The 26,622-nt window shown below is 39.7% G+C and carries 23 protein-coding genes and 1 pseudogene; 11 read left to right on the plus strand and 13 right to left on the minus strand.

Going from position 1 to position 26,622, the window contains the following annotated elements:
- Positions 1–32: 32 nt before the first annotated feature.
- Positions 33–1,355 carry a M16 family metallopeptidase gene (locus tag D2V08_RS04985; protein ID WP_119606972.1) on the plus strand — a complete coding sequence of 441 codons (1,323 nt, stop codon included), beginning with the start codon at positions 33–35 and terminating at the stop codon, positions 1,353–1,355.
- Position 1,356: 1 nt separating this feature from the next.
- Positions 1,357–3,429, plus strand: coding sequence for a M16 family metallopeptidase (locus tag D2V08_RS04990; protein ID WP_119606973.1), 2,073 nt, complete (start codon positions 1,357–1,359; stop codon positions 3,427–3,429).
- A 60-nt stretch (positions 3,430–3,489) separates the two neighbouring features.
- On the opposite strand, the gene D2V08_RS04995 is transcribed toward D2V08_RS04990, so the two are convergent.
- Entirely contained in the window at positions 3,490–5,601 is a 2,112-nt protein-coding gene (locus D2V08_RS04995; protein ID WP_245980508.1) for a TonB-dependent receptor domain-containing protein, read from the minus strand.
- Between the two features lie 65 nt (positions 5,602–5,666).
- A complete protein-coding gene (locus D2V08_RS05000) occupies positions 5,667–5,990 on the minus strand; it encodes a hypothetical protein (RefSeq protein ID WP_119606974.1) in 324 nt (107 codons plus the stop codon).
- Positions 5,991–6,217: 227 nt separating this feature from the next.
- On the opposite strand from D2V08_RS05000, the gene D2V08_RS05005 reads away from it, so the two are divergent.
- Complete coding sequence (locus tag D2V08_RS05005) at positions 6,218–6,652, plus strand: hypothetical protein (RefSeq protein WP_119606975.1); 435 nt, start codon at positions 6,218–6,220, stop codon at positions 6,650–6,652.
- On the opposite strand, the gene gldD is transcribed toward D2V08_RS05005, so the two are convergent.
- From gldD to mutY, 4 genes are read right to left on the minus strand one after another with little or no spacing between them, the layout of a single operon-like run.
- On the minus strand, positions 6,653–7,210 hold the full coding sequence (gene gldD, locus D2V08_RS05010; RefSeq protein ID WP_119606976.1) for a gliding motility lipoprotein GldD: 558 nt from the start codon (positions 7,208–7,210) through the stop codon (positions 6,653–6,655).
- Positions 7,200–8,510, minus strand: coding sequence for a gliding motility-associated protein GldE (locus D2V08_RS05015; protein ID WP_119606977.1), 1,311 nt, complete (start codon positions 8,508–8,510; stop codon positions 7,200–7,202). The genes gldD and D2V08_RS05015 overlap by 11 nt, the downstream gene beginning before the upstream one ends.
- A gap of 27 nt (positions 8,511–8,537) precedes the next feature.
- Complete coding sequence (locus tag D2V08_RS05020) at positions 8,538–8,993, minus strand: single-stranded DNA-binding protein (RefSeq protein WP_119606978.1); 456 nt, start codon at positions 8,991–8,993, stop codon at positions 8,538–8,540.
- Positions 8,994–9,016: 23 nt separating this feature from the next.
- Positions 9,017–10,054, minus strand: a complete 1,038-nt coding sequence (gene mutY, locus D2V08_RS05025; RefSeq protein ID WP_119606979.1) for an A/G-specific adenine glycosylase — start codon at positions 10,052–10,054, stop codon at positions 9,017–9,019.
- Positions 10,055–10,178: 124 nt separating this feature from the next.
- On the opposite strand from mutY, the gene D2V08_RS05030 reads away from it, so the two are divergent.
- The 4 genes from D2V08_RS05030 (at position 10,179) to D2V08_RS05045 (ending at position 15,241) form a co-directional block, all read left to right on the plus strand.
- Positions 10,179–10,469, plus strand: coding sequence for an HU family DNA-binding protein (locus tag D2V08_RS05030; protein WP_014032385.1), 291 nt, complete (start codon positions 10,179–10,181; stop codon positions 10,467–10,469).
- Between the two features lie 271 nt (positions 10,470–10,740).
- Positions 10,741–12,291 (plus strand): Rne/Rng family ribonuclease, encoded by a 1,551-nt coding sequence (locus D2V08_RS05035; RefSeq protein ID WP_119606980.1) that lies wholly within the window; start codon positions 10,741–10,743, stop codon positions 12,289–12,291.
- Positions 12,292–12,448: 157 nt separating this feature from the next.
- A complete protein-coding gene (locus D2V08_RS05040; protein WP_245980509.1) occupies positions 12,449–14,749 on the plus strand; it encodes an alpha-L-rhamnosidase-related protein in 2,301 nt (766 codons plus the stop codon).
- 6 nt (positions 14,750–14,755) lie between these two features.
- Complete coding sequence (locus D2V08_RS05045) at positions 14,756–15,241, plus strand: regulatory protein RecX (protein WP_119606982.1); 486 nt, start codon at positions 14,756–14,758, stop codon at positions 15,239–15,241.
- A gap of 4 nt (positions 15,242–15,245) precedes the next feature.
- Here the strand turns inward: D2V08_RS05045 and D2V08_RS05050 are convergent, their stop codons facing one another.
- The 3 genes and pseudogenes from D2V08_RS05050 to D2V08_RS05060 all read right to left on the minus strand — a co-directional run bounded on the left by D2V08_RS05050 (position 15,246) and on the right by D2V08_RS05060 (position 18,254).
- Complete coding sequence (locus tag D2V08_RS05050; protein ID WP_119606983.1) at positions 15,246–16,115, minus strand: cupin-like domain-containing protein; 870 nt, start codon at positions 16,113–16,115, stop codon at positions 15,246–15,248.
- Positions 16,116–16,157: 42 nt separating this feature from the next.
- Positions 16,158–16,412: pseudogene (locus tag D2V08_RS05055) on the minus strand (biotin synthase BioB); the annotation flags it as partial.
- Positions 16,413–16,424: 12 nt separating this feature from the next.
- A complete protein-coding gene (locus tag D2V08_RS05060) occupies positions 16,425–18,254 on the minus strand; it encodes a TonB-dependent receptor plug domain-containing protein (protein WP_119606984.1) in 1,830 nt (609 codons plus the stop codon).
- 95 nt (positions 18,255–18,349) lie between these two features.
- Between D2V08_RS05060 and D2V08_RS05065 the strand changes: the two genes are divergently transcribed.
- The gene (locus D2V08_RS05065; protein WP_119606985.1) at positions 18,350–19,846 is read left to right on the plus strand and encodes an aminotransferase-like domain-containing protein; all 1,497 of its coding nucleotides are present in this window, start codon (positions 18,350–18,352) and stop codon (positions 19,844–19,846) included.
- 233 nt (positions 19,847–20,079) lie between these two features.
- Positions 20,080–21,579, plus strand: a complete 1,500-nt coding sequence (locus tag D2V08_RS05070; RefSeq protein ID WP_119606986.1) for an ArnT family glycosyltransferase — start codon at positions 20,080–20,082, stop codon at positions 21,577–21,579.
- A gap of 97 nt (positions 21,580–21,676) precedes the next feature.
- Here the strand turns inward: D2V08_RS05070 and D2V08_RS05075 are convergent, their stop codons facing one another.
- Both D2V08_RS05075 and D2V08_RS05080 read right to left on the minus strand, forming a co-directional pair.
- A complete protein-coding gene (locus D2V08_RS05075) occupies positions 21,677–22,063 on the minus strand; it encodes a putative signal transducing protein (RefSeq protein ID WP_119606987.1) in 387 nt (128 codons plus the stop codon).
- Positions 22,060–22,245 carry a hypothetical protein gene (locus D2V08_RS05080; RefSeq protein ID WP_119606988.1) on the minus strand — a complete coding sequence of 62 codons (186 nt, stop codon included), beginning with the start codon at positions 22,243–22,245 and terminating at the stop codon, positions 22,060–22,062. The genes D2V08_RS05075 and D2V08_RS05080 overlap by 4 nt, the downstream gene beginning before the upstream one ends.
- 64 nt (positions 22,246–22,309) lie before the next feature.
- On the opposite strand from D2V08_RS05080, the gene D2V08_RS05085 reads away from it, so the two are divergent.
- Positions 22,310–24,106 carry a M61 family metallopeptidase gene (locus tag D2V08_RS05085; RefSeq protein WP_119606989.1) on the plus strand — a complete coding sequence of 599 codons (1,797 nt, stop codon included), beginning with the start codon at positions 22,310–22,312 and terminating at the stop codon, positions 24,104–24,106.
- The gene (locus tag D2V08_RS05090; RefSeq protein ID WP_119606990.1) at positions 24,107–24,634 is read left to right on the plus strand and encodes a GNAT family N-acetyltransferase; all 528 of its coding nucleotides are present in this window, start codon (positions 24,107–24,109) and stop codon (positions 24,632–24,634) included. It abuts the gene before it with no gap.
- Positions 24,635–24,687: 53 nt separating this feature from the next.
- Here the strand turns inward: D2V08_RS05090 and D2V08_RS05095 are convergent, their stop codons facing one another.
- Together D2V08_RS05095 and atpD are read right to left on the minus strand one after the other, a co-directional pair.
- Entirely contained in the window at positions 24,688–24,966 is a 279-nt protein-coding gene (locus D2V08_RS05095) for a F0F1 ATP synthase subunit delta/epsilon (RefSeq protein WP_119606991.1), read from the minus strand.
- A gap of 3 nt (positions 24,967–24,969) precedes the next feature.
- Positions 24,970–26,478 (minus strand): F0F1 ATP synthase subunit beta, encoded by a 1,509-nt coding sequence (gene atpD, locus D2V08_RS05100; protein ID WP_100816539.1) that lies wholly within the window; start codon positions 26,476–26,478, stop codon positions 24,970–24,972.
- Between the last annotated feature and the right edge of the window lie 144 nt (positions 26,479–26,622).

The following is a 26,622-nucleotide window of genomic DNA, read 5'->3' on the forward strand; positions in this document are numbered from 1 at the left end:
GCAACATCAATTTTTAAATACTTACTATTACGATGAAAAAACAATTGTTTTCTGCATTTACAATGCTCTTTGCAATTACTCTGCTGTCTGCACAGGAAGTAGTTTTTGAAGAGTATAATCTGGACAATGGGCTCCATGTTATCCTACATCAGGACAACTCGGCCCCAGTAGTCACCACATCCGTAATGTACCATGTGGGATCTAAAGACGAAAATCCGGACAAAACAGGTTTTGCCCACTTTTTTGAACACTTATTGTTCGAGGGCACCAAAAACATTGATCGAGGTGAATGGGATCAAATAACCGCAGCTAACGGAGGAAGAAACAATGCCAATACCTTTTTAGACCGCACTTATTATTATGAAGTTTTTCCTTCCAACAGTTTAGAAGTTGGTCTTTGGTTGGAATCCGAACGGTTGATGCACCCCATTATTGGGCAAGTTGGAGTGGACACCCAAAAAGAAGTGGTTCAAGAAGAAAGAAGGCTTAGAGTGGACAACTCGCCCTATGGCGCCTTTTTCAATGAAATTCTCAAAAATCTTTACACCGAACACCCCTACCGATGGGGAGTTATCGGTTCCTTGGAGCATTTGGCCAGTGCTACTTTGGACGATTTCAAAAAGTTCAATAAAACTTATTACGTGCCCAACAATGCTGTGTTGGTCGTAGCTGGTGATTTTGAAACCGCCAAGACCAAAAAGATGATCGAAGACTATTTTGGCCCTATCCCAAGAGGAGCTGAAATACAAAGACCAAATGTAAAGGAAGAGCCCATTACAAAAACGGTCTTTGCTAAATATCATGACCCCAACATCCAAATTCCTGCGATTCTATTGGCATATAGAACACCTGGTCAAGGACAGCGGGATTCTTACGTCATCAACATGATTTCTACCTATTTGAGTAGTGGAGAGAGTTCCAAACTCTACAAGAAATTGGTGGACGAGAAAAAAATGGCACTACAGATACTTTCTGTACCTATTGATGCGGAAGATTACAGTTCTTACATTGTTGGAGGGCTTCCAGTAGGAGACAATTCCATTCAAGACATCAAAAAAGAAATTGATGAAGAAATTTTAAAGCTTCAAATGGAATTGATTTCCGAAAAGGATTACCAAAAACTTCAGAATAAGTTCGAAAACCAATTTGTAAATGCCAACAGCGGTGTTGAGGGCATTGCCAACTCCTTGGCCGAAAATTATATGCTGAAGGATGATACCAACCTCATCAATACAGAAATAGACATTTACCGTTCCATAACCCGTGAGGAAATCATGGAAGTGGCCAAAAAATATTTGAAGGTGAACCAACGCATTGAATTGGAGTATTTACCAGAACAAAAAGACGCTAATTAAAATGAAAAAGTACATAGTTTTAGCTGCGCTGTCGTTATTTATGACAGCGTCTTACGCACAAATAGATAGGAGCACACAGCCTGAACCGGGTCCAGCTCCCAAGATCAATTTAAAGGAGCCTGCCCGTTTTGAACTCAAAAACGGTTTAAAAGTACTGGTGGTCGAAAACCATAAATTACCAAGGGTACGCATTCAACTCTCTATTGACAACCCACCCATTATGGAGGGGGATAAAGCCGGTGTCTCTGCGCTTACCGGAAGTATGTTGGGAAAAGGATCCAAAAACATCCCCAAAGATGAGTTTTATGAAGAAGTGGATTTTTTGGGTGCCAATATTTTTATAGGCGATCAAAGTGCCTTTGCCAGTTCGCTATCCAAATATTTTCCAAGAATTTTGGAATTGATGGCCGATGCCGCACTCAATCCAAACTTTACCCAAGAAGAATTTGAAAAGGAAAAGGAGAAGGTAATCACTGGCATCAAATCAGAAGAAAAAGATGTTTCCGCTATTGCAGATAGGGTTCAGCTAGCTTTAGCCTATGGCAAAAACCATCCTTATGGTGAGTTTATGACCGAAGAAACGGTGAACAATGTTACCTTGTTGGATGTGGAGCAGTTTTATCGTTCCTATTTTGTACCTGCCAACGCTTATTTGGTTGTGATTGGCGATGTTGACTTTGATACAGTTAAAGAACTGGTCACAAAAGCCTTTACGCCATGGTCCAAAGCGGCACCACCATCGTTCAGCTACTCCGACCCAAAAGATGTGCAGTATACGCAAATCAACTTTGTTGATGTACCCAACGCCGTGCAGTCTGAAGTTGCGGTAGAAAACATCACCGATTTGAAAATGAAAGATGAAGATTATCTGGATGCTCTTTTGGCAAACAGAATTTTGGGAGGAGGTTCCCAAGCTCGCTTATTCAAAAATCTGAGAGAAGACAATGGATACACTTATGGCTCCTATTCTGGAATCAGAGCCAATAAGTACAGTCCAATGCGATTCAACGCCTACGCGCAAGTACGTAACGCGGTTACCGATAGCTCTGTGGTAGAAATATTAAAAGAGATAGACAAAATGACTTCCGAGCCTGTAACCGACGAAGAGTTGGCAAATGCTAAAGCAAAATATGCCGGAAGCTTTGTGATGGCCCTCGAAAAACCAGAAACGGTTGCGAATTATGCTTTGAATATAGAAACCGAAAATCTTCCAAAAGATTTTTACGAAACCTATTTGGAACGATTGGATGCCATTACCAAGGAGGATGTACAGAAAGCTGCTCAAAAACATTTTTCAACTTCTAACGCCCGTGTGGTTGTAACAGGAAAAGGGAGCGATGTTTTGGAAAACTTGGAAAAAGTATCCTTTAACGAAAAAGATGTTCCAGTACTTTTCTACGATAAGTATGCTAGCAAAACGGAAAAACCAGACTATAATACTGCCATTCCAGAAGGTATGGATGCCAATACCGTTTTGGAAAAGTATATTGAAGCTGTTGGAGGGAAATCAAAACTGGAAGGTGTGGATTCTTACTCCATGATGGCCGAAGCCGAAATGCAAGGCATGAAATTGGAACTTGAGATGAAGAAAACTTCCAAAGATCAATTTATGCAAGATGTGAAGGTTATGGGAAATTCCATGTCCAAACAAGTATTGGATGGTGATTCAGGCTATGCGGTAGTTCAAGGTCAGCGTAAAGATCTTTCGCCAGAAGAAATCGAAAAGATCAAGGAAGAATCATCGGCCTTCCCCGAACTGAACTATTTGGCAGCCGGCAACGTTTCCTTGGAAGGCATTGAACCTGTAGGCGATTCAAAAGCGTACAAGCTAAAAATAAATGATAGTAAATCCGCTTTCTACGATGTCGAAACTGGTCTTAAGGTACAGGAAGTAACCACACAGGAAGCACAAGGGCAGCAAATCACAAGCACTTTGGGCTATGGGGATTACCAAGAAGTATCAGGAATCAAGTTCCCGTTCAAAATTATGCAAACTGTGGGGCCACAGAACTTCGAATTCATTGTAAAGGAAATTAAGGTGAACGAAGGTGTTGATGCATCCGATTTCAAATAAGCATATATTTTAAATACAAAAAAGGGGCGCCAATGGCGCCCCTTTTTACTTTTTACAGATTTAAAAACTGTATTGTACAAAAGCGGTCAAGTTTCTACCCGGATCATTGATGGGTACTCTACCATAGTCCGCTTGGTTCACAAAAGAGAAATTCAAATGGTTATTGTAGGTCTCATCAAAAATGTTGGATGCTGCAATTCCTACCGTAAAATGCTCAAAAGGTTTTGCCCCAAAACGCAAATCCATAACCCCATAACCATCCGTTGTTTGCTCTCCAAAGGAGAGCGCTATATCGGATTGTTTTGAAGTAAGGGTATATGTCGCCCTAGCCCAAATCGTTTCTCTCTCAAAACTTAGATTGAAACGGGTAACCAAAGGTGGTGTCAAAGGAAGAGATTCATCCAGATCCTGATTTTTTGCATACACATAGGACACTTCCGTTTTAAACGCAAAATCTTCCAAGAAGGCCAGTTCCCCAAAAATTTCAAACCCCGTTTTGTAGGCATCATTCAAATTGGTGAATCTTTTTACGTCGGTAGGCTCAGCCATCGGCATATACTTTTTATCCAATGATGGATCTATAACAGGAACAATATAATTGTCGTAGATAGAATAATACACAGAAGCCCCATAATCCAAACGGTTGAAAGCATATCCCTCAAAACTGGTATTTGCTTTAACGCCCAGTTCAAATTGATTGTTCACCTCGGCATCCAAATAAGGGTTACCCACATATTCGTAAGGATCTTGCCCAACCGTAAAATGGTTGATAAATCTTTCAATCATATTGGCGGAACGTACTCCTCTACCGTAGGCCAATTCCAATAAAAGATTGGATGTGGCCATATATTTAAATGATGCTGTTGTACTAAAGTTATGCTCCGTTCTTGTATCCAAATCGGGATATTCGGCAACAAAATCGTCAGCTGGTGCATCCGTTTTGGATCGCACCATGTCATACCTCGCCCCAACATTCAACAAAAACTTTTCCGACAACGGGTATTTCCCTTCCACAAAGGCACCATAATCATCAATTTGGGAATCTTGCCATACCTCATCAACAAACTCCATAGGAGTGGGCAGCAAATCTCCGTTCATATTCCTTTTCACCAAACGTGTTCTATTTCCCGTTCTTCCTACTGAAAATGCATCCAACCCAGTATAGAGTTTTAAGTCGTCAATAGGTCTCCATTCGAGTTCGACCCTACCACCAACAGTAAGGGCATCAACTTCTGATACCGCCTCTGTCATCATAAAAGACGGCCTTAGTTCGTTGGTCATTACATGGTCTACTTTAGAACGATAAACCTTTGCGCTCAATGCTTTTAAGCCATCAGAAATATTATCCAACTTATAATCGACAGAAAGCACATTGCTATCATCTATTTCCGTATCCATAGGTAATCCGGCATGCAGCACATCCCTTCCAAAAGATTGTCGAAACCCAAGTTGGATTCTTTGGTCCTCTGTTGGGTTATAGCCTATCTGAACCCCATAATCGGTACTCTTGAAGGAGGAAGGCACTTCGTTTCCATCACCATCTTCATAATTCCCAAAATCACGAAATCCGAAATTGAGGTTCGCATCAAACTGCTCCCCAACATACTTTAGGTTGGCAAAACTTGTAATGGCATTCCCGTTGTTCTCGCCACCAAAATTAACCTTGCCATGATATCCTTTTTCTTGTTTTCCAACTTCTTGAGTCACCAAATTTACAATGCCGCCAAAGGTGGGCCCGTATCTAAAGGTATATGGCCCTTTAACCACTTCTACCCGCTCTATCTCCTCTGGGGTCACATGAGTGGTAATGGGATCCATCCTGTTGGGACAGGCGTGCATCACCTTGGTCCCTCCATTAAACTGAACATTGAGCTGCTCATATTGAGAAGCCCGAAAAGAAGGGTCTATGGCATAATTACCACGTTTGATCAGGCTAAATCCATTGATATCTTTAAAAAGATCGGCCACATTTTTTGATTGGACAATTTTCTTCTCCGGCTCACTTTTGAACGTAGAAAAAACTGGGTCTATTTTTCTTTTCCCCTCTACAAGAACCTCATCCAATTGTACTGGTTTTTTTGTTAGGGAATCTTGCGCATTTGAAACTTGCGCGTAGGACATGGTAGTCCCTAAAAGCAAAACACAAAGTTTTGCCAGTGCACTTTTATTCATTTTTGATTTTATGTTTAAGATTATACATGTTCGACAATGTGTATTTGCCGCTTTTAACGTAAATCTTAAACCATTGGGGGCTTTATAAGGGTATCGCTAAATCGATACGAATAGGAATCGGAGTAATAGAATGGGGCTATCTCATTTTCGTTGCTATCAGGGAGATTACAACCAGGTATTTCCATAAAAAATACCAAAACTTCCTCCCAACCAATCACCGGCATGGGTTCATCGTCTTCCGCTTGGGCACGGAGCATTTGCATCAACATACATTTACCGTCACAATTAAGTTCCGGTTTGTCCTTGTTTTCACATAGTTGTTCAATAAACCCCTCCCTATCCAGGCTATAGTAAACATACATGGAAGAAAACCGCAGGTTGCTAATCATTATCAAAAGAATGAAAAGCGAAGAAAAGCCAACCCGCCTCGGCAAAGTATGTGAAGATTTATCCAATACTTTCTTACTTCTTAATTGAAACAATCAGCGAATTTAAGAATACCTAAGATTCTATTATGTGACCAAAGTCACTTTTATTATTTATTTGAATATTTAGCTTTAATCCCTCATTTTTACTGTCCCAAATAGTTAAATTTGAAGACCTAATTTTATACACCATGAAAAAACTTTTTTCAATCCTTATCTGTACTGTTTTGTTTTTGAGTTTCTCCTGCAAAGAGGAGAAAAAAGCACCTGAAGGCTCATCACAAATGGAAGAGGTAATGGCCATCCATGATGAGGTAATGCCTAAAATGGGAACAATCGGCAAATTGGTCGGTGACCTGAAAGCAAAAGTGGACACTACGGAAATGGGGCTGAAGTATGAAGTTGCCATGAAAGACCTCCAAGATGCCAATACGGCAATGATGGATTGGATGAAGGATTTTGGTGATCGATTTAATCACGAAGAAATATTGGAAGGTAAAGAACTCACCAAAGAAAAACAGCAATGGTTGGATGAGGAAGAAGAAAAGGTAAAAGTGGTAAAGGAAAAAATCAATGGCAGTATTGCTCGTGCCGAAGCCCTGCTTGCCAAGGATTCAGTACAATAATCATTTTTTCCAACGCAAACTTTCCATAATTCTTCTAATATCATTCTGTAAATACATCGCTGCAGGAAGAATGGAATCGTAATTGGGTTTTGCGTAGAAATAAAGCGAACCTGTCACAAAGTGATTAATGCTATCGGTCACATAAAATTGCGATTGTGAAGCCGCATTACCACTTACTTCGTAGAACATTCCATACACGCTATCTTCATGGTTAATGAATGGTTGTTCCACAATATTATCCGCTTTTACTACATGTTCATAAGATAGTTTCTGAGCGTCCACAAGTAGCGTATCCAAATTATTATTAACCGATTTGTAAGTTAGATAGATTGAACCGTTCATCATGGGGTAGTCCAAAACCAACGAACAATCTTTGTTCTCCTTAATGTTGGAGAGCGTATTTTGGTCAAAAGTGTAAACACAGTCAGAACCAGTTTGCATATACTCCGCTGTAGGATAATCTAATCGCAACATGGCCTTGGGCTTCGGTAGCACCTCGTCTTTACAACTAACTAAAAGCGTTGCTACAATAATGAAAAACAAAATACTATGCTTCATGGGGCAATGTTACTTTTACACGTTTCAACCTTTTTTTGTCCATGCTTTCCACAATAAACTGGTAGTCCTTGAACAATACTTTCTCTCCTATTTTAGGGAAACTTCCTGATATTTCCAGTACAAAGCCTGCTATGGTCTCAGATTCTCCTTTTTGGCTTTCAAATTCCTCCTCTTCTTCAATTTTTACGACGCGGTAAAAGTCCTTTAGGGCTGTTTTGCCATCGAACACATAATTATAGTCGTCCAATTTGGAGAAAACGAGGTCTTCATCATCAAACTCATCGCTAATGTCTCCTACAATTTCTTCAATAATATCTTCCAACGTTACAATTCCCGATGTTCCTCCATACTCGTCCACCACAACGGCCAAGTGATTCTTCTTATCCTGAAACTCCAACAACAAATCGTCCAGTTTTTTGTTTTCCGGAACAAAGTAAGGTTCACGAATAAGCGACATCCAGTTAAAGCTCTTCCTTTCAATATAAGGCAATAGGTCTTTCACATAAAGAACACCCATTACGTTGTCCATATTCTCAGAAAAAACTGGAATTCTGGAGTATCCGTTCCTTTTAATCTCCTGGAGCACTTCTGGAAACTTCATTTTTTCATTAAGTGCAAATATGTCAATACGTGGTCGCATTACCTGTTTTGTATCCGTGTTTCCAAAGGTTACGATTCCCTCCAGTATTTTTTGTTCTTCCTTGGTGGTATCCCCCTCAGAGGCAAGTTCCAACGCTTGGGAAAGGTGGTTTATGCTCAAGTTGGATTTTTGCCTCCCTAATTTATCCTCCATAAAAAGCGTAACGGAGCGCATCGGAGAACTCAATGGCGTAAACAGATAATTCAGTCCTTTTAAGGGAATCGCCATAAAATGAGAGAACTGTACCCGGTTACGGTTAGCATAAATTTTTGGCAGGATTTCCCCAAACATCAATATTAAAAAGGTGGCTAAAACAACTTCCAATAAAAAACGAAAGGCTCCATCAATATTCGCAAAAATTGTATTGCCAATGGAACTGAACAAGAGTACAATACCTATATTGATAGCATTATTGGTTATGAGAATGGTGGCCAATAACTTTTTGGGCTTTGCCAGCAACTCTACAATCAATTTTCCACGAGAAGAATTGCTCTCTTGCATTTCGTTCAAATCGGTCTGGGAAAGACCGAACAGAGCAACTTCTGCAGCTGAAATCAGTCCAGAACCTGCCAACAGCAATACAAGCACGACAATTTTTAAAGTGAAAATTCCACTAAACGCTGTAAAGTAAAATGCCAAACAATAGGGCTCGGGATCCAATTTAATATTGCTTTTTAAACGTTTGTTTTAGAATGGTAGGTCATCATCCTCTTCGGTGTTATCCATAGGTGCCGCAGGAGTCTGAGGCTGCGAAGGTTGCTGATTGGAGGGAGCACCCGAAGATTGTCCATTGGCCATACTTTCCTTCTTGGTCGTTAAAAAAGTAAAGTCCTGTACGTGCACTTCGGTAGTATATCTCGTATTACCGTCCTCACCTTGCCATTGCCTGTTTTTTAACCGGCCCTCCACATAAACCTTGTCACCTTTACTAAGGTATTTTTCACAAATTTCAGCGGCCTTATTGCGCACAACTATATTGTGCCAATCCGTATTGGTCACCCTTTCACCCGTTTGCCTATTGGTATAGGTCTCGTTGGTGGCCAAAGGGAATCTACCGATACAGTTTCCTCCTTCAAAATAGTGCATTTTCACTTCGTCTCCCAAATGCCCGATCAGCATTACTTTATTCAATGTTCCGCTCATATCTCTTTAATTAATCAAAAGTACTAAATTTTCAATGTCTTAATAAAATCTGCTATCAAAACTGGAACTGGAAAATTATCTATTTCATTCCATTGTGTTCCTTCCTCTAATATATGAGAAGTTTTTAGGATCCAAAATTGTGTGTATAAATGTTGATGTGATAGTTTATGCACGATCGGTTCATTATTATATAATGATAACGCATCGAATACCGGAACATCCTCTTTTTCCTTGATCAATGGCCTCAATTCTTCGGCCTGAAGCCTTTTCTCCGACTCGATCAATGGAAACTGGTACAAATTCTGCCAAATGCCCTTTCCTTTCCGTTGTTCCAAAACGGTACTTTCATTTTCATCGAGCAACACTAAATAATTAAAGTAACGATTCCTTACTCTGGTTTTGTTTTGTTTTACTGGAAGGGTGTCCACTTTATTCTCTTTCAGCGCAATACAGCTTTCTTGAAGTGGGCACAATAAACAGGAAGGCTTTTTAGGAGCACATTGTATGGCACCAAACTCCATAATACCCTGGTTATAGTCGCGTATGTTCCCTACGTCCATCACCACACGGGCGAGTTTTTTAAAATATTTGATGCCCTGGGTACTGTTAATAGGCATATCAACACCAAAATATCGGGACAAAACACGATAAACATTACCATCCACCACAGGTTCTGGCACATCAAAACAGAATGAAGCAATGGCACTGGCCGTATAATCCCCAATACCTTTTAAAGATTTCAATCCTTTATAGGTCTTCGGGAATTCTCCATGATAATCCTCCACAACCATTTTGGCCGTAGCGTGCAAATTACGGGCACGGGAGTAATAACCCAGTCCTTGCCAAAGTTTCAACACCTGCTCTTCAGGAGCGTTCGCAAGATCATAAACTGTGGGGAAAGCTTCCACAAACTTATAATAATAGGGCATTCCCTGAGCTACACGGGTCTGTTGTAGTATGATTTCCGATAGCCAAACTTTATAAGGTTCACGTGTTTGCCTCCAGGGAAGATCACGTTGATGTTCAAGATACCAAGTCAAGATTTTTTGGGCAAAATTCATTATACAAAATAATAATGCTCAAATGTATCAGTTTATATACTTAAAATTAAAGGGTTAAAGGGAAAGATTAATTATAATGTTTATATTTGCAAGCCGAAAAAAATTTGAAAATTAATAAGACGAAATGACGAAAGCAGATATTGTAACTAGGATCTCAGAAAAACTAGGTATTGAAAAAGGAGATGTGCAAGCGACAGTAGAATCCTTTATGGAAGAGGTAAAATCATCCTTGGAAAATGGTGATAATGTTTATTTAAGAGGTTTTGGTAGTTTTATCATCAAGACCAGAGCGGAAAAAACCGGTAGAAATATCTCTAAGAACACTACCATAAAAATTCCTGCACACAATATTCCTGCATTTAAGCCAGCCAAAGTATTTGTGGAAGGCGTAAAGACCAATGTACAAGTAAAATAATATAATAACAACACTAAAGCAAGAGCCATATGCCGAGTGGAAAGAAAAGAAAAAGACATAAGGTAGCCACGCACAAGCGTAAGAAGCGTAGAAGAGCTAACCGACACAAGAAAAAGTAGTTGAAACAACTACTTTTTCGTTTTACCCTATCACGTTCTTTGACATAGAGATTCAATAAACGAATTTCAATCGGTTCGAAAAATAACCGATACTATATATTGTTTAATCATTTATCCCAAAATTCATGTGGGATAAATAAAAATCGATTCAGGTGAATAGAGAATTAATAGTAAGATCTACGCCCGATGCAGTCGATTTTGCCTTACTAAAGGATGGAAAATTAGTAGAATTACACAAAGAAGAAGACAATAATAACTTTTCCGTAGGGGATATCTTCCTAGCCAAGATCAGAAAACCCGTTACAGGCCTAAATGCAGCATTTGTCAATGTAGGTTATGAAAAAGATGCGTTCCTGCATTACCATGACCTAGGCCCGCAACTATCTTCAATGTTAAAATTCATTAAACAAGCTAGAACAGGGAAACTAAAAGATTACTCCCTGAAAAATTTTCCGTTTGAAAAAGACATTGACAAGAATGGCAGCATTAACGATGTGCTAAAAGCCAATCAGTCACTACTGGTACAAATAGTAAAAGAACCCATATCAACAAAAGGACCAAGAATCAGCTCTGAGCTTTCCATAGCCGGGCGTTTTCTGGTCATGGTACCTTTTTCCGATAGAGTCTCGGTATCACAAAAGATAGCGAGCAAGGAAGAAAAGGACAGACTTATTAGACTTGTAAAAAGTATTAAGCCCAAGGGATTTGGAGTAATTATACGTACCGTAGCAGAAGGCAAAAAGGTTGCGGAGCTGGATAAAGATCTTCAGAACTTGTTTTCCAAATGGACAAACATGTGCAAGAAATTGCAAAGGGCGTCGCATCCATCCAAAGTTTTGGTGGAACTAAACAGGGCGTCATCCATCCTTAGGGATGTCTTCAACGATTCCTTTACCGGAATACATGTTGATGAAGAAACACTCTACAACCAAATCAAGGATTATTTGCATGAAATTGCACCTCAAAAAGAATCCATTGTAAAGTTGTACACCGGTCCGGCCCCTATTTTTGAAAAATTTGGGATAGAGCGTCAAATTAAGACCTCTTTTGGCCGAACAGCATCCATGAGCCGCGGGGCTTACCTTGTTATAGAGCACACCGAAGCTTTGCACGTTATAGATGTAAACAGTGGTAACCGCTCTAACAAGGCAAAAAACCAAGAGGATACCGCACTCGAAGTAAACCTATTGGCTGCAACCGAAATTGCAAGACAATTACGTTTGCGCGACATGGGCGGAATCATCGTGGTAGATTTTATTGATATGACCAAAGGTGACCACAGACGAAAGTTGTATGACCACCTTAGGGACGAAATGAAGGATGATAGGGCAAAGCATAAAATTTTGCCCCCCAGTAAATTTGGTCTTGTACAGATTACAAGACAAAGGGTTCGTCCGGAAATGAATATTAAAACCAGTGAGGAAAACCCGAACGTATCGGGTGCCGAAGTGGAAGCTCCCATCGTCTTGATTGATAAAATTCAAGTGGATTTAGAGCGAATCCTAAAGCAAAAGGGCAAAAACAACGGAATTGTATTGAACATTCATCCGTTTATTGCCGCTTACCTTACTAAGGGATTTCCTTCTATCCGTTCCAAATGGTTCAAAACCTATAAGAAATGGATCAAAATCCAACCTCGGGATGCCTATAAGTACCTTGAATATCATTTTAAGGACAAAGACGGCAAAACAATAAGACCATAATACGAAGCGACTCCAGCAATGGGGTCGCTTTTTTTGTTTTTACAAGTTTAGCGCAAAGCAGTATTTTTGATATCCTAGCATTCTAAAAATGAAAACGCCAACCTTCCTTTTATTTAGTATTTTGATTATGGCATGTTCCTCTCAGACAGAGAATACAATGTCAAATATATTGGATGAATCTCCCAATATTAAAGGGAAAGAAACCTACTTAAACTCGCCTTACGTCACTGCCGGGGACAGAGTATACATGGCTGGCCATCAAGATGGAACCTTTCCTACTCTAGGTTGGCATATTAAAGGAGAAATGGGTGGAATTTGGAATCATCCCATAAAACTAATGGATGGCTTCGATGTGGAGATGGCGGTTAGCAATAAAGTGTTGAAATTGAACAAGGCCTCTGAGTTTATAAACTACCCCTATGCAAACAAACACATATTCAAATTTGAAAAAGACGGTCTTGTTGTTGAAAGGATTCAATTTGTTCCTGATAATGTCCAGGGTATTTTTGTTCAGTTTATTATCAAAAATAACGCAAAGGAAAGCGTTAAAAGCTATGTAAATTTTGTTGGTCATTCCAACTTGCGTCCCACTTGGTTGGGGGAGCGCTCAAATATGATTGACTCGAAGGATTCAGCTATTTTAGAAGAAAATTATTGGGTAGTCAAAGACAGTTTAAATTCATGGTATACTGTTTTTGGGTCTGACCAAGCACCTATTTCCTCGAAAGTGATTGAAGAGCCGAACAAGTCCAACGGTGCATCCAATGCGCTTGAATATGTAGTTGAGATTCCTGCTAAATCGAAGAAAACCCTAAATTTTGCCTTAACCGGATCATATATTTCTCGTGAAGATGCAATTAACAGCTATAACAACATTCTCGAGAACATTGTTCCGTTGGCCAAAGCAAAAAAAGCTCGTTATGAGCAACTGGTAAACCAGTCAAAATTAACCATTCCCGACAAGCACCTGCAAGAAACATTTGAATGGTTAAAATATAATTGTGACTGGCTTGTACGAACAATTCCTGAAATTGGTTCAGGCATTGGCGCAGGTATCCCTGATTATCCATGGTACTTTGGTACGGATAGTGAGTATGCGCTTAAAGGGTATATGGCGATTGGTCAGGACGAGATTGTAGAGAATACCGTCCAGCTTTTGGATAGTGTTTCAATGGCGGTAAACAATAATGGTAGAATATTTCACGAAATGTCCACCAACGGTGTTGTTTTCAATAAAGGAAATATCAATGAAACTCCCCAATTTGCATCATTGATATGGGAAATCTATAAATGGAACGGCGATAAAGAATTTCTGGCAAAATATTTTCCAACGATAAAAAAAGGTTTGAAATGGTTATTGGAGGAAAATGATGCTAACAAAAATCTATTTCCTGATGGTTTTGGTATGATGGAAATACACGGTCTTAATAGTGAAATGATAGACGTGGCCTCCTATACGCAAAGAGCTTTTGCAGATGCCGCACTTATGGCCAGCGAGTTGAACGAAACTGAATTGGCCAGAGAATATCAGAAATTGGCGAATCAGCTAAAGGAGAAAATAAACACTGAATTTTGGGCAGAAACTTTTCAATCCTACGCAGATTTTATTGGAACCGACCAACAAGCATTGCATTTAATAGATGATGCTTTGGTAAGGGCCGATACGTTGAACAAACCATGGGCAGTTGAAGAACTTGAAGCAACAAAACAACAAATTTTACGTAATCCATCCGATGAACCCAGACCCTTTGTACTTTATCACAACTGGGTCGTGAATACCCCCATGGAAATGGGCATAGCAGATTCTACAAAAGCAATATTGGCTTTGGACAATGCAAGGAAATTCACCAATCCTTTCGGGGTGTTCGTGACAGGTATTGATCGCGATGAGACAGCTGGTGATGACTCTGGCTCCTTTAAGGGAAGTAAGGTATTTTCTTATACCGGTGCCGTAATGACATTACCCACGGGAGTGCAAGCGGTTGCAGAAAATAATTATGGCCGTCCCGACCAAGCCCTCGATTACTTAAAAAGGATATCTCGTTCCTTTAGTTACGCATTACCCGGAAGTATCTACGAGGTTTCTCCAGACTATGGTATGATGACCCAGGCATGGAACATTTACGCATTTGCTGTACCCATTGTAAACCAATTCTTTGGAATCAAACCTCTGTCACACAAAAAAGTTATTATAATTGAACCCCAAATGCCTTCAGGATGGGATGATGCTTCATTGGAAGATGTAAATGTGGGAGACAACAAGATTTCGATATGGCACACAAAATCCAAAGAATCCCATCAAATTAAAATACAACAAACAAAAACAGACTGGAAAATTAAACTCATTTTACCCCAAGGAGAATATATTGTATCAGAAGGCAATTCAGAAACAACAACGGAAAATGGTAAAACCATACTCACTTTTTCGGATAGGTTGATTGTGGTATCAAAAAAATAAACATAAATGCATTCAGGATTTTCTTCCCAAAAATTTTACTCCATCCAAGAAGCCACTAAAAAAATGGAGCATTACTGCGCCTACCAAGAGCGGTGCCATAAGGAAGTTACGGAGAAGTTAAGGGGTATGAACATGATTCCTGAGGCCATAGATCAAATTTTGGGACACCTCATCCAAGAAAACTATCTCAACGAAGAACGCTTTGCAAAGGCCTTTGCCAGAGGTAAATTCAATATTAAAAAGTGGGGGGCAAACCGTATTATTCGGGAGCTTAGGTTTCGTGATATTTCCCCTTATAACATTAAAAGTGCTCTTGCAGAAATCACAAACGAGGATTACCTCCAAACTTTTGATGAATTGGCCAGAAAACGTTTGAGCCAAATCAAGGAAACCAATAGCTTTAAAAAAAAGAAAAAGTTGGCTGATTACCTTTTATATCGAGGATGGGAAAGTCATTTGGTGTACGAAAAAGCCAATGAGCTTATCAAGTGAGCCATTACTGTTGCAACAATAATTTTTGCGTACGCTCCACAGCTTTTTCATTTTTCCAATCAATCCATTCTTGTCCCTTAAGTCTACGCATGAGATTATCAAAATGCCGCATCACAAAAATATTATAGACTGCCTTTCCAAAATTCTTTGGCTTTCTGGCAATCGCCCGCAGGCTCATTGAAAACCCCGGGGTAATGTATTTCATATGGTGCCAATACCCTTCGGGAATATAAAGGATATTCCCATGTTCCAAATGGGTAATATGGCCCTTGGCATGCTTCAAAGCCGGCCATTTTTCTAAATCAGGGTCTGCAAAATCTATATCCTCCCTCGTAATCAAAGAATGGGGAATCTTGTATAAAAACTTGGTTTCAGATTGCGAAAACAGGATACATTGTTTCTTTCCCTCAAAATGAAAATGGAAAATATTGGCCAAATCAATATCATAATGCATAAAGGTATGCGAGTTCTCTCCACCAAAAAAGAGCATGGGCAACCCTTTCATAAGACGTAATCCAAAATCTGGGTAAGAATAGTCTTTTTGAAGTTCGGGAACCTCTTTTAAAATGTTCCAAAGAAAGATTCGATATTTGGTAGGGCCGCTTTTTAAAAGGTCCACATAGTCTGCCATCTTCATTTTGGCATGTGGCTCATTGAAGCCTTCGTCGTGCTTTACTGGCCTGTCGTCATAAAGGGGCACTTCCTTTTCACCAGCCACCTCTTTTACATAATCTAAGCTCCATTTAGAATATGCAGGCCAATCCCCAATAAAGCGCTCAATAACAACTGGCTTTTGAGGCTTGAAATATTTTTGGAGAAACTCTTTCTTCGAAAGGGTCTTCTCCCGAGGTATCTGTTCAAGGTTCAGCTTCAAAATTTCAAGGAATTTTAAACCTCTAAATTAATAAAAGCTTTTAAATGCCTTTTGTGGATTTAGTCCCAATTGTTTGAAGAGCGCCATATCCTCATTTACATCGGGGTTTGGAATGGTAAGCAACTTATCTCTTGCAAAAATGGAGTTGGCTCCAGCAAAGAAACACATGGCCTGACCTTCGCGACTCATTTCGGTTCTTCCGGTGGATAGCCTCACCTGTGTTTTTGGCATTATAATTCGGGTAGTGGCCACCATACGGATCATCTCCCAAATTTCCACAGGTTTTTGGTCTTCCATGGATTGTTGCGCCTATTTAAAACTATAACGCAGACCGAAAAGCACATTACTTGGCGGCATTGGAACAAATCCAGACTCTATGTAATCTGTATCGAAAATATTGCTTGCAGTAATGGTAAACTCTGTCTGCTTTACTTTGATAGCCAATGAAGCGTCCCAAACATTATACGTTTGCCCCGTAGTACGCTCTGCATATTTGTAAATTATATTTTGACGTACGTTTTTGAACAATTGCGTACTTAAACGTGTGGTGTATTGGTGTTTAAGCGTATTTAAAGAGTAACGCGACAATTCTTCATTCTGATCTAAAATATTGTCATCCAAAAACGCATAGCCAACACTTAATGTTTGGGTATAGTCCTTAAATTTAAAATTATAAGCAGCGTCTAACTCCAAGCCTTTGGTGTTTACCTCAGTAATATTTGTTGCCACAAACACATCCTCAGCAACATTGTTTCTTACATAATCTATTAGATTGTCTGCATCTCTATTAAAAACAGCAATACTAGCATTAAATTTGGATGTGGTATACTTTACCCCAAATTCCTGTGCAAAAGCTTCTTCTGGTTCCAAATTTGCATTACCACTTGTAACAGGATCATTGTAAAACAAATCCGTGTAAGTTGGTATACGGTAGGTATAACCAATATTACCATACACCTTGAAATTATTGGTAAGATTATAACCTAAATCCAATCCAGGAAAAGCACGAAACTTAAAATCTGAAAAATAGGTTAATGCTACGCCAGGAGTAATGTCCAGCTTGTTGTCTGCAATGCTAAAACGATGTTCTAAAAACACATTGGACATGGAACGGTTTCGGTTACCCAAGTTGTTACTTCTAAGGTATATTTTAGAAAGTTCTACCCCAAAACCAGTAATTCCTAATTTAGATGCATAAGAAGCGTTGGTTTCTACGCCTATCTTGTTAGAAATATGCATGTTTCTGTAAAAACCCGGTTCATTTCTTCTTAATAGAAATAAATCTTGATTACGCTTCCAATAGATTCTTGGCTGTATTTTTAGCTTGTTTTTCTTAAAGGTAGTAGAAAACGCCAAAAGGCTATTTTGGGTTTCTTCGTACTCGTTAAACGTAGAATTGGTGGTGTAAAAGTTCTCAGCCCCAAAATTGCGCTCCAAGAAAGTAGCTGTCATTTCAATAGGCTGTGCATTTTTATTGAAAATGCTTTTTAAAAAGTAATTACCATTATCGTAATCTGAGTTATTTCTATAACCTTCAGATGTTACCCTTCCCACATGTATTATATGAGACGAGTTTTCCTTATCCACACCAGCGGTTACGCTACCATTTAATTGTCCAAAAGATCCTGCTTCTACGTTTAGGGAAACGGAATTATTCAAATTCTTCTTTGTAATGATATTGATGGCCCCAGCAAAGGCGTTTTGTCCAAAAACACGTGCTGCAGGGCCTTTTATAATTTCTATTCTTTCTATAACCTCTAATGGCAAAGCTGCGTTCATGGTATGGTGACCCGTTTGCGCATCGTCCATTTTAACGCCATCTATTAATACTAAGGTTTGGTCAAAACCACCACCTCTTATATACAAATCTGCTTGGCTACCACCTGTACCGCGTCTTCTAATATCTACGCCCGCAACTTGTTGCAATAAATCCGCAACATTAACCGCTGCACTATTTTTAATATCACTGGAGGTTATTATGTTTATAGTTCTAGAATTTTCCTTAAATGGAAGGTTGATTCGGTTTGCGGTTACTACAACTTCGCTTAACGAATCTACCTTAACAGCATCGTCCTGTTGTGCTTGTACTTGAAAAGCACCGGCCATTAAAATCGCAGAAAATAAAATTGATTTCTTCATTATTTGAACTTGTAACGTATGTTTTTAAGTCATTTAAATTAATGCTGCAAAAGTCCTAACTTTCCGGACGATTAAACTAGTCCACTTTTAAAACAATGAATAGTCCGGTTTTTGATTTGTTGGTCCAGCTAGTATCCATAGACAAGTCTATTGTACAGCCTGTATACGTGCAAGTGGCACAGCAAATCATGAACGCCATACAACGAGGCTATTTGGAAAAAGGCAGCAAATTACCCGGGACACGGGTTTTAAGTGAGTTATTGAACGTCCACCGCAATACTGCCGTGGCCATCTATGATGAACTGGCCTCGCAAGGATGGGTAAACATTATTCCCAATAAAGGAACTTTTGTGGTGGTTCCGGAAGATTCCAATGTAAAAATTAAGGCAAGTACGCAGCACATCAATCAGGCATACGAGTATCCAAAAAGTCCAGGATTCCCGTTCCAGCAATCCTTTCACCTTGCATCTACCAAGGAAGAAACCTCTTCTAAATATGCTATAAGTGATGGCAAGCCCGATTTGCGTTTACATCCCGTGCACCAATTTTCTAGGTGGTATAGTGCTGCAATGAAACGAAAGCCACTGATTAACAAATGGAACGGAACAAGTGCTTTAATCCCTTCCTTTTTTAGCACGCAATTTTGCAATTACTTAAATGCCACACGAGGATTTCATATAAAACCAACCAATTTATTAAATACACGTAGTACGGAAATGAGCCTATACATCGTTTCACAAGTGCTAATTAATCCTGGCGATTTAGTGCTGGTTGGACAACTGAGCAATTATGTGGCCAATATGATATTTCAGCAAGCGGGGGCAAAAATAAAAACCGTGCCCGTAGACGACGAAGGTTTGGATATTGGATACATAAATGAACATTTTATACATAAGAACATTCGTTGCATATATGTTTGCTCCAACAGGGACTATCCAACAACAATAACTTTAAGCACCAAGAGAAGGTTGCAGTTACTGCAATTGGCCAAAACTCACGATTTTGCCATAATCGAGGACGATTTTGACCATGACTTTCAGTTTGAAGGCTCTTCCATGTTGCCCATGGCCAGTGCAGATGCCAACGGAAATATTATTTATTTGGGTAAACTAGGACAGTCTTTATTTCCGAGTTTTCATACGGGTTTTGTAGTGGCTACAGAACAGGTAATTGCCGAAACCAAAAATTACTTGCAATTATTGGATACCCAGGGAGATTTAATACAGGAACAAATGCTTTCTGAATTGATATCAGAAGGCGAAATATACCGGCTCAAGAAAAAAAATATAGTTACCTATAAACAACGTAGAGATGCTTTAAGTGCTTTATTAAAGCAGCACTTTGCCAATATCCTTGATTGGCAAATACCTTCTGGTGGGCTTGCCATGTGGTTACAATTTAAAACTCCCATATCACTAGTAAAACTAGCCGAAAAAGCAGAGCAATTAGATTTATTCTTACCTAAAACCATTCTCTATCAAGATAAAAACACCTGCGCCATCCGTTTTGGTTATGGACATCTAAACAAGGAAGAACTTAAAATCGTAATTGAAAAGTTAAAGCAAGCCTACCTTCAGTTGGCAGCTGTTTAAAATAAAAAGAGACCATTATTAAATGGTCTCTTGAGCTTCTATTTCTTTTGCTTCGGGCTGAGCTTTAAACAAGATGGCATCTGCCTCGCCCTTAGCTTTTCTCCTAACGGGACTGGTCTAGTGCTGAGTCAAAGGGTGCCAAAGGTGTTTTTTATCCCTTTCCGATAATTTTTAAGCCACTGCGGAATCTCTCAAAACATTCAAATTTATCTATATTGCATAGATGATAATTAATGGCCAAAAAGCTGAATACCGTCGTGCTTAAAAAATTCCGCTCCTTTAGCTTTCAAAATCTTGATTGGAAAACAGTCCTGCTTATTTTGGTTGTACTGGCCATAATCATTCGTTTCCCCTTCTTTTTTAGGGATTACATTGATCGAGACGAGAGCACTTTTATTATTATGGGACAATCATGGGCCAATGGACATCTGCCCTATACCCAACTATGGGACCTTAAGCCTCCGATGACTTTTTTATTTTTTGCCATTATCATTAAAATATTTGGGAAGAGTTTTATCGCCATACGCCTTTTTGGTTCTCTTATTGTCGCTTTAACGGCTTTATTCACCTATGGAATTGCTACTAAAATCACTTCCAAAAAAATAGCGTTCTGGGTGGCCATCTTCTGTGTTTTTTTTCAAAGTTTATTTGGTAGCCTACAAGGGGTTATGTCCGAACATATCTGTACTTTCTTTTTTGTTGCAGGCCTATACATTTTGTTTTTGAAGGATGACCAAAAATGGTTTTTTACTTCTGGACTTCTTTTGGGGATTTCGGTGATGACGAAACTGAACATGGCCTATCCCGTATTGAGTTTGGGCCTATATTTTTTATACGAAGGGTTTCACAAAAAACAAATTTCCAAGAACATCGTCAATTTAGTTTTTATGGGTATAGGTTTTTTCGTAACCATTGCATTCACCATAATGCCCTATTACCTTCAAGGGAATATCCAAGTTTGCTGGGAATCCATTTTTGAAGCACCTCTGGCCTATTCCGAAGGCAAGTTCCATTCTCCACTAAAGACTTTGCCATTCGTAATAGTCATTTTAGGGCTGCTAATGGCTGGTTTTACCCTAAAAATAATTGATTGGAAAGACAAAAAACTTCAAATTTTAACGGTTGTTATTTTGGGTATCCTACTCTCCTATATGCAGGCAGGCAAAGTAAACGGACATTATCTAATTCAATTATACCCTTTAATTTTGATTCCTTTGGGAATAGCCGTTGGCAAGCTTCCGCCATTAAAAAAGAGGTATCAATCTATAGTCATTATTCTTTTGATTTTGATACCCATGGAATCATATCTGGAATATGGCAATATCATATCCAATAAAATAAAAAAAGGAACCTTTTTCAATGGAGAGGGTATTGAAGTACCAGCATACATAACAGAACATAAGCTAGAAACCAAGAATATTTTTTTTACCGAATACCACATTGGATATTGGGTATTGGGTGAAAAACCACCCACAAAAGCAGCTACACACCCTAGCAACATTACCCGTGAAGAAATGTTTCCCTATATGGAAAATCCGAGAAATACAGGGATGGAAGAGCTTCGGTATATTATGGAGGTTATTCAACCCAAAACATTAGTTGCTAGAGAGGGAAAAGAAATCTTTGATAAAAAATTGGTGGACTACAATACTTATATTGATGCTTACCTAGAAAAGCATTATCAGCTAACAGCAACGGTTGGAAGGGGACTTATTTACCAACGGTTAGAATGATTTTTGGGTTTCCAATAATCTGCTTCTAATGATTCGACTACAATGGCCTAAGCAACTGTTTTACCAACTTCCGTTGAGATTCCTGTTATAAATAATTTCATTGGGCGGGCCTGGTGATAAAATTACACTGCATACATTGGTATTTTTTTGGCTCGAAGAAAGGAAACAGCTTATAAAACAAGGTACTTCGGGAGTAATAAATTTCGGATTTTGTGGCCTTACAATTTGGACACACTACTGGATTTCCAAATTCATCCGTGGCATAGTTTCGGACTTCGTCAAAAATTTCTTTGGCCCGTTTTTTATCACTGGAATACACCTGAAGTTTTACTCCTCCGAGAGCAGCACTGATTAAAGGATCCGAATTTATGGTGTTTTCATCCTTTAAAAACACAGGAATTCCTTCCGCCTCGAGCTTACCCTTAATTACTATGGCGTCCGCGGGAAACTCAAATGAGCCTAGGGTGTAAAATTCTGTTTTCATGCTTTCCTATATTTTTTGAGCAAATCCAACGTATTTTGCTCTAGCTCTCCATTTTTAGCCGTTCCCAAATAATCGTTGGAGGAAAAATCGATCAATGCTTTTGTACGGGGCAGACTACGCAATGCGTTGTTTTCCAAACGTTGTGATTGCTTATCGGACAGTTTTTTGGAAAATTTCTCCATAACACAAATGTAGCACTTACGGTGATTAAACAGTATCTTAGTCGTTATTAAACCTATTCCAAAAATGAAATTTACCCTTTCCATTTTAGCAATGTTCACGGGCCTATTAATGACTGCCCAGACCAATACCTATGAAATTTCTTTTGACAATGCCGTCCACCACGAAGCGCTCATCCAAGCCACTTTTCCCGATTTAACCTCGGATATTGTGGAGTTTCGAATGAGCAGGACCTCCCCTGGACGATACGCTATCCACGAATTTGCCAAAAACGTCTATGGTTTTGAAGCTACGGACAGTAAAGGAAAAGCTTTGACCGTTACCCGTCCCAATCCGTATGCTTGGACGGTCAGCGGGCACGACGGCGCTATCAACATCAAATACATATTATTTGCCAACCGGGGTGGCGGCACCTACTCCCAAGTGGATGAAACCCATGCCCACTTGAACATTCCTGCGACTTTTATGTTTTCTCCAGCGCTGAGTGAGCGTAAAATTGAAGTAACTTTTGACGTTCGTGAAGATTTGGATTGGAAAGTGGCCACACAGCTTCCTTTGGTTTCCGGCACTACCTATACGGCACCTAACCTCTATTATTTTATGGATAGCCCTACGGAAATCAGCAATTACATGCTTCGCTCTTTTGAAGTAGATGGAAAAACCATCAACCTTGCGCTACATCATAATGGAACCGAAGAAGAGGCTGATGAATATTTTGAGAAAGTAAAGAAAGTAGTATTGACAGAAAAAGAAGTCTACGGTGAACTACCCGATTTTGATTATGGAAATTATACATTTCTCGCATGCTATATCCCCAATGCTTCGGGAGATGGGATGGAGCACCGAAACTCTACGATATTGACCAGTACCCGAAGCTTGGCAAACGGTGGAATGGAGCGCAATATTGGGACGGTATCCCACGAATTTTTTCATGCTTGGAACGTGGAACGGATTCGCCCAAAAACTTTGGAACCCTTTGATTTTGAAGAAGCGAATATGAGTGGTGCTCTTTGGTTCGCCGAAGGATTTACCAGCTACTATACAGGTTTGATTTTGTGCAGAGCGGGCCTTTCTTCCCCCAAAGAATATGTGGAAGGTTTGGCTGGAACTTTTAACTATGTTTGGAACTCTCCTGCACGGCAGTTTTTCAATCCCATTGAAATGAGTTTCCAAGCTCCTTTTGTGGATGCTGCGACCTCGGTAGATCCTGTAAACCGTGATAATATGTTTATTTCATATTATTCCTATGGAAGTGTTTTAGCATTGGCTTTGGACCTTTCTTTAAGGGAAGAAGGACTAAATCTGGATGATTTCATGAAATCTGTCTGGAAAAAATATGGTGCTACCGAAATACCATATACCATCAAAAATCTTCATGATGCCTTGAACGCGTATGCAGGAAAAGAATTTGGAGACCATTTCTTCAACAACTATATCTACAAGAGCGAAATGCCCGATTACAAAACATTTATGGAGTCGGTAGGGGTGGTTTTGGAACAGCCAGAAACAGCACCCTATTTTGGAGCTTATGTTTCCATGAGCGCTGATAAGTCAGGCTTTATGATTCTCAGAAATACAAAAATGGGCAGTCCTGCTTACAAGGCAGGTTTGGATAGTGGTGATGTTATCCTCAGTATCAATGATAAACCATTAACCGAAGACCAAAAGTTTGATGATTATTTAAAGCAGTTCAATTTAGGAGAACCGTTGCAGGTAAAATTCACCCGATACGGAAAAGAAAAAAGCACAGAACTGGTTTTAGCACCCAGCCCAAATTATTCTTTCAGTTTGATGGAAGACAAAGAACAAGAACCATCCAAAAAGATGCTCGAGCAACGAAAAGAATGGCTTAAAGTGGAATAAATGGTCAGCTATAAACAAGCAGACACTTTAGCGGAACTAGAACAAATTCTAGACCTCCAGCAGCGTAATTTACCTAAAAACATAAGCCAAGAAGAAAGCACAAAAGAGGGTTTTGTGACCGTGGAACATACCATGGATCTGCTCAAGGCCATGAACGATGTGTGCGGGCACATTATTGCAGTGGAGGGTAATCAGGTTGTAGGGTATGCATTAAGCATGCACCCAAAATTTGCCGAGGATATTGAAGTGCTTCGCCCGATGTTCCAAGAAATTGACACCGCTCTGAATGATGATATCAACTATATGGCAATGGGACAAATCTGTGTGGCCAAAAGTCATCGGGGCCAGGGTATCTTCCGAAAGCTGTATCAAACCATGAAAGAAAATCTTCCCGAAGGTTTTGATACCATTGTTACTGAAGTGGATGGAAAAAACAAAAGGTCATTGGCCGCTCATGCGGCGATAGGGTTTGAAACATTAACCATATACAATTCAGGTGAAAAGCAATGGCATATCATCATGTTATAAATGAAAAAAGCCGCTCCAATGGAGCGGCTTTTTTGTGAATGAATTCATTTATTTTAATCGGCTAGGACGATTATTTTGTTGTCTTTCATCTCCACTGTTCCACTTGAAATGGACAAAACTGTTTCTCCATTCTTTCCTTTGGAAAATTTGTCTTCAAAAGCTTCTTCAATGGTAATGCTACCTTTCACTTTTACGTTACCAGCTTGTAATAGAGATACAATAGGTGCGTGATTCTCCAACATCTGGAACTCACCATTTACTCCAGGAACAGTAACTGAGGTTACTTCGCCTGAAAATAAAGTGGCTTCGGGTGATACAATCTCCAAATACATATCTTAAGCTTCAGCCAACATTTTCTCTCCAGCCTCAATAGCTTCCTCGATGGATCCTTTAAGGTTGAAGGCAGATTCTGGAAGGTGATCTAGTTCGCCATCCATAATCATATTAAATCCTTTAATAGTCTCTTTAATGTCAACCAAAACTCCTGGAATACCAGTAAACTGTTCGGCTACGTGGAATGGCTGAGATAAGAAACGTTGCACACGTCTTGCTCTACCTACGGCCAATTTATCTTCTTCAGAAAGTTCTTCCATACCCAAGATGGCGATAATATCCTGAAGTTCTTTATAACGTTGCAACAGCTCTTTTACGCGTTGTGCACAATCGTAGTGGTCTTTACCCAAAATCTCCGGAGTCAAAATCCTAGAAGTGGAATCCAATGGATCCACCGCAGGATAAATACCCAACTCAGCAATTTTACGGGAAAGTACAGTAGTTGCATCCAAGTGAGCAAATGTTGTCGCTGGTGCAGGATCCGTCAAGTCATCGGCAGGTACGTAAACTGCCTGTACCGAAGTAATGGAACCTCTTTTTGTTGATGTGATTCTTTCCTGCATGGCACCCATCTCTGTTGCCAATGTTGGTTGGTAACCTACCGCAGAAGGCATACGACCCAATAGTGCCGATACCTCAGAACCTGCTTGGGTAAAACGGAAAATGTTATCTACGAAGAAAAGAACGTCTTTACCTTGTCCTTCTCCCGAGCCATCACGGAAATATTCTGCAATGGTCAATCCAGACAATGCCACACGAGCACGTGCTCCTGGTGGTTCGTTCATCTGACCGAACACAAAAGTTGCCTTGGATTCCTTCATGGCTTTTTTATCTACTTTGGACAAATCCCATCCTCCTTCTTCCATGGAGTGCAAGAAATCGTCCCCGTATTTTATAATACCGGACTCCAACATTTCACGAAGCAAATCGTTTCCTTCACGAGTACGTTCTCCAACACCTGCGAACACGGACAAACCACCGTGACCCTTTGCAATGTTGTTGATCAATTCCTGAATCAATACAGTTTTACCTACACCGGCACCACCGAACAATCCAATTTTACCACCTTTTGCATAAGGCTCGATAAGGTCGATTACTTTAATACCTGTGAAAAGCACTTCTGTTGAAGTGGAAAGATCTTCAAATTTTGGCGCTTCCCTGTGAATTGGAAGTCCATTGTCTCCAGTTTTTGGTAGTTCCTCCAAACCATCGATAGCGTCACCGATTACATTGAAAAGACGTCCGTAAACATCTTCTCCAATTGGCATTTGAATTGGATTTCCGGTAGCTACAACCTCTACTCCTCTGCTCAATCCATCGGTAGAGTCCATAGAAATGGTCCTTACGGTATTCTCACCAATGTGTGATTGTACTTCCAAAACCAATCTTGAGCCATCTGCTTTTGCTATTTCAAGGGAGTCATAAATTCTTGGGATTTCTACCCCTGATTCAAACTCAACATCAATGACCGGGCCTATAATTTGGGCAACCTTACCTGTTACTTTAGACATTAGTATGTTTATTTTTAATTGAATACGCGGAAAATAACCGCTATTTTTTCGGCTGCAAAGATATGCTTTTACATTTTTATTCAGAAACCGATTTCAGCTTTTTTTTAAAGAAAAAAGGCGTTGGAAAATCCAACGCCTTTAGTT

The sequence above is a fragment of the Flagellimonas lutimaris genome (genome assembly GCF_003581615.1).
Lineage (GTDB): Bacteria > Bacteroidota > Bacteroidia > Flavobacteriales > Flavobacteriaceae > Flagellimonas > Flagellimonas lutimaris.

What these genes read in the sequence shown, in the direction of transcription:
- D2V08_RS05080 (WP_119606988.1), bottom strand. Translation starts at nt 22,245, where the DNA reads ATGGAGAAATTTTCCAAAAAACTGTCCGATAAGCAATCACAACGTTTG.
- atpD (WP_100816539.1), bottom strand. Translation starts at nt 26,478, where the DNA reads ATGTCTAAAGTAACAGGTAAGGTTGCCCAAATTATAGGCCCGGTCATT.
- D2V08_RS05085 (WP_119606989.1), top strand. Translation starts at nt 22,310, where the DNA reads ATGAAATTTACCCTTTCCATTTTAGCAATGTTCACGGGCCTATTAATG.
- D2V08_RS05000 (WP_119606974.1), bottom strand. Translation starts at nt 5,990, where the DNA reads ATGATTAGCAACCTGCGGTTTTCTTCCATGTATGTTTACTATAGCCTG.
- D2V08_RS05090 (WP_119606990.1), top strand. Translation starts at nt 24,107, where the DNA reads ATGGTCAGCTATAAACAAGCAGACACTTTAGCGGAACTAGAACAAATT.
- D2V08_RS05045 (WP_119606982.1), top strand. Translation starts at nt 14,756, where the DNA reads ATGCATTCAGGATTTTCTTCCCAAAAATTTTACTCCATCCAAGAAGCC.
- D2V08_RS05030 (WP_014032385.1), top strand. Translation starts at nt 10,179, where the DNA reads ATGACGAAAGCAGATATTGTAACTAGGATCTCAGAAAAACTAGGTATT.
- D2V08_RS04990 (WP_119606973.1), top strand. Translation starts at nt 1,357, where the DNA reads ATGAAAAAGTACATAGTTTTAGCTGCGCTGTCGTTATTTATGACAGCG.
- D2V08_RS05095 (WP_119606991.1), bottom strand. Translation starts at nt 24,966, where the DNA reads ATGTATTTGGAGATTGTATCACCCGAAGCCACTTTATTTTCAGGCGAA.
- D2V08_RS05075 (WP_119606987.1), bottom strand. Translation starts at nt 22,063, where the DNA reads ATGAAAACAGAATTTTACACCCTAGGCTCATTTGAGTTTCCCGCGGAC.
- mutY (WP_119606979.1), bottom strand. Translation starts at nt 10,054, where the DNA reads ATGAATTTTGCCCAAAAAATCTTGACTTGGTATCTTGAACATCAACGT.
- D2V08_RS05005 (WP_119606975.1), top strand. Translation starts at nt 6,218, where the DNA reads ATGAAAAAACTTTTTTCAATCCTTATCTGTACTGTTTTGTTTTTGAGT.
- gldD (WP_119606976.1), bottom strand. Translation starts at nt 7,210, where the DNA reads ATGAAGCATAGTATTTTGTTTTTCATTATTGTAGCAACGCTTTTAGTT.
- D2V08_RS05040 (WP_245980509.1), top strand. Translation starts at nt 12,449, where the DNA reads ATGTCAAATATATTGGATGAATCTCCCAATATTAAAGGGAAAGAAACC.
- D2V08_RS04995 (WP_245980508.1), bottom strand. Translation starts at nt 5,601, where the DNA reads ATGAATAAAAGTGCACTGGCAAAACTTTGTGTTTTGCTTTTAGGGACT.
- D2V08_RS05020 (WP_119606978.1), bottom strand. Translation starts at nt 8,993, where the DNA reads ATGAGCGGAACATTGAATAAAGTAATGCTGATCGGGCATTTGGGAGAC.
- D2V08_RS04985 (WP_119606972.1), top strand. Translation starts at nt 33, where the DNA reads ATGAAAAAACAATTGTTTTCTGCATTTACAATGCTCTTTGCAATTACT.
- D2V08_RS05070 (WP_119606986.1), top strand. Translation starts at nt 20,080, where the DNA reads ATGGCCAAAAAGCTGAATACCGTCGTGCTTAAAAAATTCCGCTCCTTT.
- D2V08_RS05065 (WP_119606985.1), top strand. Translation starts at nt 18,350, where the DNA reads ATGAATAGTCCGGTTTTTGATTTGTTGGTCCAGCTAGTATCCATAGAC.
- D2V08_RS05060 (WP_119606984.1), bottom strand. Translation starts at nt 18,254, where the DNA reads ATGAAGAAATCAATTTTATTTTCTGCGATTTTAATGGCCGGTGCTTTT.